At 42.2% G+C, this 8228-nt stretch carries 7 protein-coding genes and 1 pseudogene; 5 read left to right on the top strand and 3 right to left on the bottom strand.

What is annotated here, in order from left to right; translation table 11 throughout:
• Window positions 1-449 precede the first annotated feature (449 nt).
• From rpmH to A3GW_RS0104830, 5 genes are all read left to right on the top strand, one after another.
• Window positions 450-587 (top strand): 50S ribosomal protein L34, encoded by a 138-nt coding sequence (gene rpmH / locus A3GW_RS0104855; RefSeq protein ID WP_018368178.1) that lies wholly within the window; start codon window positions 450-452, stop codon window positions 585-587.
• 553 nt (window positions 588-1140) lie between these two features.
• Entirely contained in the window at window positions 1141-1854 is a 714-nt protein-coding gene (locus A3GW_RS0104845) for an adaptor protein MecA (protein ID WP_018368176.1), read from the top strand.
• Between the two features lie 7 nt (window positions 1855-1861).
• Window positions 1862-3040 carry a glycosyltransferase family 4 protein gene (locus A3GW_RS0104840; protein WP_018368175.1) on the top strand — a complete coding sequence of 393 codons (1179 nt, stop codon included), beginning with the start codon at window positions 1862-1864 and terminating at the stop codon, window positions 3038-3040.
• Between the two features lie 472 nt (window positions 3041-3512).
• Entirely contained in the window at window positions 3513-3878 is a 366-nt protein-coding gene (locus tag A3GW_RS0104835; RefSeq protein WP_018368174.1) for an Asp23/Gls24 family envelope stress response protein, read from the top strand.
• Complete coding sequence (locus tag A3GW_RS0104830) at window positions 3879-5537, top strand: DAK2 domain-containing protein (RefSeq protein ID WP_018368173.1); 1659 nt, start codon at window positions 3879-3881, stop codon at window positions 5535-5537.
• 92 nt (window positions 5538-5629) lie between these two features.
• On the opposite strand, the pseudogene A3GW_RS12200 reads toward A3GW_RS0104830, so the two are convergent.
• The 3 genes and pseudogenes from A3GW_RS12200 to A3GW_RS0104820 form a co-directional block, all read right to left on the bottom strand.
• A pseudogene (locus A3GW_RS12200) lies at window positions 5630-5701 on the bottom strand (IS3 family transposase); the annotation flags it as partial.
• A gap of 359 nt (window positions 5702-6060) precedes the next feature.
• On the bottom strand, window positions 6061-7521 hold the full coding sequence (locus A3GW_RS0104825) for an NCS2 family permease (RefSeq protein WP_018368172.1): 1461 nt from the start codon (window positions 7519-7521) through the stop codon (window positions 6061-6063).
• Between the two features lie 112 nt (window positions 7522-7633).
• A complete protein-coding gene (locus tag A3GW_RS0104820) occupies window positions 7634-8227 on the bottom strand; it encodes a DUF1361 domain-containing protein (RefSeq protein WP_018368171.1) in 594 nt (197 codons plus the stop codon).
• Between the last annotated feature and the right edge of the window lies 1 nt (window position 8228).

The raw sequence follows: 8228 nt of genomic DNA, 5'->3' as shown, positions 1-8228 counted from the left end.
AACGACTTCAACCAAGCCACACACGATTGCCTCCATACATCGTCTCATTCGGACAATGTATTACCTCATTATGCATAACAAACTTTACGATTACACTTTAACCCAAAATCAGTAAAATTGTTTATGCCATATTATTGTAACACCTTATTTCAAAAATCACAAAATAAGGTGTTGGTTTTGTATACACTTTTTATGTAAATCTTTAGTGTAAAGTAAGGTCACTTCCCTATTTTGATGACTGTATGAAAATTATTTTTTCTCTAAAACCTTGATAGACTTGACAAATGGTAGAAAATAGCCCAAGAAATTTTTCAGGCTTATGGCGTGAAAAATAGAGAACTTCTCTTGACAAGAATAGATTTTTACGGTAGACTATTTAGGTATGTTTAGTAACTGATATCACAATAGCCGGCTAAACGAATACGAAAATTCTAGAGGAGGTATTCATCGTGAAACGTACTTTTCAACCAAGTAAAATCCGTCGTGCACGTAAACACGGTTTCCGTAACCGTATGTCTACTAAAAATGGACGTCGTGTCTTAGCAGCTCGTCGTCGCAAAGGCCGCAAAGTTCTAGCGGTAGCATAAGACAGATGAAACCACCGGAAACTCGAGTTCGGTGGTTTTTTGATGGAAGAATTTAAGTCAAAAAATATAAAGTGAACTTCAGGTAACTAGCTATTTTTATCCGATGTAGTGACAGCTTATGCGAGTGATGATAACGAGGTTAGCCTGGTAGTTTTAGCTCTAGTTCTGCCAGCAGTTTTAAGCATTAAATGGTTTTTCTTTGAAAAATACCCTAAAATTGACAATCATAAAAATGGTGGTGATATCTTGAATACTGGACGAGAGGGGATATGATTGCATGCGAATGAGACAACAGCAAGATGTCTCATCTCAGAGTTAATTGCTAAGTCGCTGATGAACAGTTATAAAAGAGATCAGGCTTGGTAATATGGACTTGTTAGTGACCAGCATGGGCGACGCTAACTGTCGAACAGACCGCTCAGCTCCATCTTGGTAATAAAAAGAAAGCGAAAAGAGGTCAGGATTGCATGCGTACTTAGCATTGTCATCCTAAAAATGACTTTTAGCTTAAAATATGGTACACTATAGGGACGATGTGATTGCGAGGTGAAAAATGAAAGCAAAGCAAATCAGTGAAACAACGTTTAAAATTACGATTAGTATAAAAGATTTAGAAGATAGGGGCTTGGAACTAACTGATTTTATCATGCCGCAAGAAAGAACGGAAGAATTTTTCTATGCCATGCTAGAAGAAGTTGATTTGCCTGATACCTTTAAGCAAAGTGGCATGATCAGTTTTCGGGTGACACCAAAGCCGGATAAGGTGGATATTTTTGTCACCATGTCTGAAGTTGCGACAGATTTCTCGATGGCCGATTTGTCTAATTTTGAAGATTTAGCTCATCTGACACCTGAAGAAATTTTCAAGAAAATCGAGCAAAAAGTTTCCGAAAATGGAGACTCGGAAGCCCTGCAGCGCTTAGCTCAGGCTGAGGAACAAGACATGGAAGAGGCTGACGAGCCGGAAATTATTTCAGATTTTACGCACTATGTCTTGTCATTTGAACAGCTGTCAGATGTTATCGCATTTGCGAAAATGGTTGACTATCCTGTTGAAGCGGCTGAATTATATAAATTTCAAGGTACGTATCGCTTGACGGTCTTGATTTACGTCAAAAACCAGCCAGAAGCTTATCCGCACCAGATTTATGCGAGATTGTTAGAACATGCGACTGAAGCCGCTGAGACTAGAGCTTACTTGAGGGAGCACGCAATATTGCTTAGGGAAGGCGACGTCCTCGCAGAGTTAGCAAGTATAAGGGGTTAAGAATTATATGGTGTCATTTTCTCTAGAATATGTCCTCGTTCTTATCGCTACCTTGCTCCTATCCTTAATCGCTACGCCGCTCGTCCGTTTCCTAGCCCTGCGTGTAGGTGCAGTTGATCAGCCTAATGCCAGACGTATCAATAAAAAACCCATGCCAAGCAGTGGTGGATTAGCCATTATTTTTGCCTTTGTGGTGTCAACGCTACTCTTGATGCCCTTGGTTTTGCCCATCAAAGAGGGCTTTGCCTCCTATGTTGACTACATTTTTCCTGTTGTCTTGGGCGGTCTTGTTATCGGTATAACAGGTTTTATAGATGATATTTATGAAATCAAGGCGATTTACAAAATGTTAGGAATTGTTGTGGCTGCGATTCTGGTTTATCACTTAACTGATTTTCGCTTTGACAGCTTCAAAATTCCTTTTGGTGGTCCTCTATTGCAATTTGAGCCGTGGCTGACCTTCATTTTAACCATTTTTTGGATTGTTGGCATTACAAATGCAATCAACTTTTTAGATGGTTTAGATGGCTTAGTGTCTGGGGTGTCAATGATTACCTTAACGACGCTCGGTTTGGTCTCAAACTTTTTCCTCTTTGAGAGTGATTTGTACCTTACCCTAACCATCTTTATTCTGATTGCAGCCATTATTGGTTTCTTTCCTTACAACTATCACCCGGCCATCATTTATCTGGGTGATACAGGTGCCCTGTTTATCGGCTTCATGATTGCTGTGCTGTCCTTGCAGGGGTTGAAGAATGCAACAGCAGTTGCTGTCGTGTCACCGGTTTTGATTTTAGGTGTGCCGATTATTGATACAGGGCTGGCGATTATTCGCCGTCAGTTGTCGGGCAAAAAATTCTATGAGCCAGACCGCATGCATCTACATCACCGTTTGCTAGCGCTTGGCTTTACCCATCGTGGAGCAGTCTTAGTTGTCTATGGACTGACTCTCCTGTTTTCAATAGCCTCCCTCTTGTTGAATGTTTCCAGCCGATTCGGTGGGATTTTACTTATGTTTGGTGTCTTATTAGGGGTTGAGTTGCTGGTTGAGAACTTACGAATCTTAGGGCAAAACCGCACCCCTTTGATGACAACGTTACGTTTTATCGGCAATAGTGATTTTAGGCAAGAACAGCTAGCCATGAGGAAACATCAAAAACGCCAACGTCAAAATAAGAAACCATAGAGATGCTAGAACAAACATCCAGGCTGGGGTTGCCATCACTCAGCAGATACGAAAACTAAGCCCAGCCCTCATTAGGTGTATTATCCTAGTGAGGGCTTTATGGTTGATTTTTTATTGGCATTAAGTGCCAGAAGATAAACGAATCTATTCTATTGACGGAAACCCAACATTATCGCCTTGGGCGTGAGTATAAAAAGACGACACGTTTTCGCTAAATAAACGGACGTTATAAGGGATTTAAAACAAGGATACTATCAGATTCGAATGATACCTTAGCCTATCAAAAAGTTATGGTTGGTGATTTTAGTCATCTTGTGCTATAATGAGATGATAGGAACATTTAGCAGTGCTGGATGTTTCGCTGGCTACTTGTTAAAAATGATGTGATTTCTTCTAAAAAATGTTGAGTCACTTCGTTTAGATGAGTATGCGACTTGCTTATAGCAAAATATGATAGAAAAAGGTAATGGTGATGACTGTAAAAATCAATACCAAAGACGGTCAAATTGAACTGTCAGATGATGTGATTGCGACGGTTGTTGGCGGAGCAACCACAGAGATTTTTGGGGTGGTTGGCATGGCCAGTCGTGCTGCTCTGAAGGATAATGTACAAGCACTTTTGCGCCGTGAAAATTATGCCAAAGGTGTTGTGGTAAAATCCATTGAAGAAGGCATAAGTGTAGATGTCTATACCGTTCTTAGCTATGGCGTTAAAATCAGCGAGGTAGCAAAAAACATTCAGGAACGGGTGCAATTTGCGTTGGAAAATCAGCTGGGCATTAAGGTCAACGCTGTTAACATCTATGTTCAAAACATTAAGGTAGCAGGAGATAACTAAGTGACTAAGATTACAACAAGTGTATTGCAAGATATGGTGCAAGCAGCTAGTACTCGCTTGGGTAACCAGGTGGAGTATGTCAACTCCTTAAACGTCTTTCCAGTTCCAGATGGTGACACAGGGACAAACATGGGAATGACCATGGATAATGGTGCTAAAGAAGTTGCAGACAAACCAGCCTCAACGGTTGGACAAGTTGGACAAATTTTATCCAAAGGCCTCCTCATGGGCGCACGTGGAAACTCTGGGGTGATTACCTCCCAGCTTTTCCGTGGCTTTGCACAATCAATCAAAGATAAGACCGAGCTTGATGGTAAGGATTTGGCACACGCCTTTCAGAATGGTGTTGAGGTTGCTTATAAGGCTGTGATGAAGCCTGTTGAGGGAACGATTTTAACGGTTTCAAGAGGTGCTGCTACAGCGGCTCTAAAGAAAGCAGAGCAAACAGATGATGCTGTCGAAGTGATGCGTGCAACCGTTGAAGGTGCTAAGCGTGCTCTGGCTAAAACACCAGACCTCTTGCCAGTGCTCAAAGAAGTTGGCGTCGTTGACTCAGGCGGTCAAGGTCTCGTTTACATCTATGAAGGTTTCCTAGCCGCTCTTACAGGTGACTATGTCGCCTCAGAGGACTTCAAACCGACCCCAGCTAATATGGGAAGCATGATCAATGCCGAGCATCATAAATCTGTAGCTGGTCACGTTGCAACTGAGGACATCACCTTTGGTTACTGTACAGAGATTATGGTTGCTCTGGGACAAGGACCGACTTACGTTAAAGAGTTTAACTACGAGGAGTTTCAGGGCTACTTGAGCACACTGGGTGATTCGCTTCTTGTTATCAATGATGATGAAATTGTCAAAGTTCATGTGCACACAGAAGACCCAGGTCTCGTTATGCAAGAAGGTCTCAAATACGGTATGTTGGTTAAAGTTAAAGTTGACAACATGCGTGAGCAACATTCTGCTGAATTACAAAAGACAACCGCTCCAACTGCACCGAAGAAAGACTATGGTATTATCGCAGTAGTTGCAGGTCAGGGCTTGGCAGATATTTTTACTTCACAAGGTGTAGACTATATTATCTCAGGTGGTCAAACCATGAACCCATCGACAGAGGATATTGTCAAAGCTATAGAAGCAGTCAACGCAAAACAGGTGATTATCCTACCAAACAACAAAAATATCTTCATGGCTGCCCAATCAGCGGCAGATGTTGTTGACATCCCAGCAGTTGTTGTTGAAACCCGAACTGTTTCACAAGGGTTCACCAGTCTGTTGGCCTTTAACCCAGAAGCTAGCTTGGAAACAAATCAGGCTGCAATGACGGATAGCTTATCAACCGTAACCAGCGGTAGCGTCACTCTGGCAGTACGCGACACAACAATTGACGGCTTGGATATTCATGAAAATGATATTCTGGGTATGGTTGATGGTAAGATTCTTGTATCCACACCAGACATGGAAGAAGCACTGCGTGCGACCTTTGATAAGATGATTGATGAGGATAGCGAAATTGCAATGATCTACATCGGTGAAGAAGGCGACCAAGAGGTGGCAGAAGATTTGGCAACTTATCTGGAAGAAAAGTATGAGGATATAGAAGTTGAGATCCATCAGGGAGACCAACCTGTTTATCCGTACTTGTTCAGTGTTGAATAGCTCAAAGCTCCAATCTTGTTTGGAAGATTATAGAACTACAAAATGAGGTTGGGACAAACGTGAACTGCACCCCGAAAGTTGGACAAGAAATATTATTGAAAGGATTTGGTTCTGTATTGCACAGGACTAAGTCCTTTTAGTTTTGTCTTAATGCGTTTATTGTTTTGTAATGGCTTATTCAGTTGTACACAAACGGAGATGGAAAACGGCTTTACAGATTAGTTTAAGGCGTCAGTTCACCAGTTTCTCGAAGATTTTATAGTAGTATCTCGATAAAGGATAAGTGATGTTGGTTAATGTGAACTCTTAATTAAAGACTTAATTTCTGGAGTTGGACTAGGATTGGTACAGTCGGTTCTGAATGAGAAAATACTGACAAATATAGGCGTGAGTAAAGAGAGCCTTTTATAAACTGAGTGTAAAAGAAATCTGGCATTTTATTTCTCAGATATTAGGTTTAAGAGATGAAAAAAGCCCAATTTGGGCTTTTTCGCATCTTTAGTTAACTGTGTGGAAGAGTCGTTTACAACTTGGTCAAGATGATAAAGTTCAGGATAAAGAGGGCAGTTGCACCCCACAGGATTGGGTGAACATCTTTGGCTTTGCCGGTGACAATCTTGACTAGGCAGTGAAGGATAAAGGCTGCTGCAATCCCATAAGAAATGCTGAAACTCATGGCCATGAAGACAGCTGCAAAGAAGGCTGGAAGAGCTTCCTCAAAGTTATTCCACTCGACATCAAGGAAGGAGGACACCATCATTACCCCAACGATGATTAAGGCAGGTGCGGTTGCTGCAGCTGGGACAAGACCTGCAACAGGAGCCAGTAAAGTTGATAGGACAAACAAAGCAGCTGTCGTCACTGCTGTCAAGCCTGTTCGACCACCAGCCGCAATACCTGCAGCAGACTCGACATAAGTTGTTGTGTTTGATGTGCCGAAAATCGCACCGATAGAGGTTCCGATGGCATCTGCAAAGAGGGCTTTATCCATCTTAGAGTTGAACCCTGAACTGGTTTCAAGGGCACGTTCATCCTCTTCAGAGAAGATACCTGTCTTGCGACCAGTTCCGATAAAGGTTCCCAAGGTGTCAAAGGTGTCTGACAGACTAAAGGCAAAAATCGTCATGAGAACCGTTGGGAGCTTAGCTGGGTCACTGAAGAGTGAGCCCATGCCGTCAAAGGCTGCAAAGGTTGTTGTGCCAAGTTCAGCAAAAGCATCTGCAAGACTATTTTCCGCTAGATTGATGGCTGACAAATCAACGACACCAAAAGGAATACCCAAGAGGGTAGTTGCCACGATACCGATTAAAATCGCTCCGCGGACATTTTTGACAACAAGGACAGCTGTTAGCATCAAGCCAAAGACTGCCAACAAAACACTGGGTTCAGTGAAAGTCGTAATAGAAGGAACAGCCCCTCCACCAGCTAGAACTGAATAGACACCATTTTCAAAGGTTGCGGCAGTTGCTTCAGCAGGTGCAACACCGTTAACCGTGATAATATCGCTCCCTGAGGTCAAGAAAGTAATCAGGTTAGCGTTTTTGAACCCAAGATAGGCGATAAAGACACCGATACCACCGCCGATGGCATGTTGAAGACCTAGCGGAATTGACTTAATGATACTCTTACGAACCTTGGTTACTGTGATAAAAACATTAAACAAGCCACAGATAAAGACCATTGCCAAGGCTTCTTGCCAGGTAAAACCAAGCCCAAAGACGACCGTATAGGTGAAAAAGGCGTTTAGACCCATCCCTGGAGCCAAAGCGTAGGGTACATTGGCAAAGAGTCCCATAATCAAGGTAGATACCGCAGAGGCAATAATTGTTGCCAAAAAGACCGCTTGAGATGGCATACCAGCGGCACTCAAGACACTAGGGTTGACGAACAAAATATAAGACATGGCAAAAAATGTTGTAATCCCTGCCATGATTTCAGTTGTTGTATTCGTTCCATGCTCTTTGAGCTTGAAAAACTTATCCATGTTCAACAGAACTCCTTAAAATCGTATATTTTCCTAAAAGGAGTTTTTATTATAACGCAAGAAAAAACCTTTTTCAAGGTTTTTTTATTATTTTTTGTGTATCGTTCGTTTTTTACCTGTCGTCTTCCATGAAAATTAGTACCATAATTTGGATAAAGGTAAATCCGATGATAAATGGCAGAGCTTCACGGCTGACAACTGCTAGCATTTCATCGATGACCAGCTTTGGACGGGTCAAAATATCCCAAGAATTGAGCCTAGCGTAACGTCCGATATGAATGGCAAAGCTGGACACACTAGACAAAATGACAATCAAAACCCACCTCAGATAAGGTTGCCGAATTTTTAAGCTCTCAAAGGCATAGCGTACACTTAGTACCCCTGAGAAGACTCCCAGCAAGATACTAGGCACATAGAGCATAAAGAGAATCATGCTAGAGCGCTCCCAAAGCACGGTTGAGGTAAAGTGCATGTGAACAATATCCGTCAGCATATAAAAGGTATTTGGAAAGAAAAAGAACCAAGCGAGCAGAAAGGGCAGGCGAATATACCACTTGGTTGTGCTGGCAGCTACTGCCGAACAGTTCAGAGCGATAAGCGACAAGCCCATGTTCCACGTCAGGTTGGGACCTGTAAAGTTAATGTAGAGCATACTTGCTGCCAAAGCCAGAAAGCATAGGTGAATCACAACTAATTTTCGAAGCATT

The organism is Streptococcus entericus DSM 14446 (assembly GCF_000380025.1).
GTDB lineage: Bacteria > Bacillota > Bacilli > Lactobacillales > Streptococcaceae > Streptococcus > Streptococcus entericus.
This window is presented reverse-complemented; position numbering and strand designations above follow the sequence as displayed.

Bases quoted from the DNA above. Each gene is read 5' to 3' on its own strand.
- A3GW_RS0104845 (WP_018368176.1), top strand. From the start codon at position 1,141: ATGAAAGCAAAGCAAATCAGTGAAACAACGTTTAAAATTACGATTAGT.
- A3GW_RS0104820 (WP_018368171.1), bottom strand. From the start codon at position 8,227: ATGCTTCGAAAATTAGTTGTGATTCACCTATGCTTTCTGGCTTTGGCA.
- A3GW_RS0104840 (WP_018368175.1), top strand. From the start codon at position 1,862: ATGGTGTCATTTTCTCTAGAATATGTCCTCGTTCTTATCGCTACCTTG.
- A3GW_RS0104835 (WP_018368174.1), top strand. From the start codon at position 3,513: ATGACTGTAAAAATCAATACCAAAGACGGTCAAATTGAACTGTCAGAT.
- A3GW_RS0104825 (WP_018368172.1), bottom strand. From the start codon at position 7,521: ATGGATAAGTTTTTCAAGCTCAAAGAGCATGGAACGAATACAACAACT.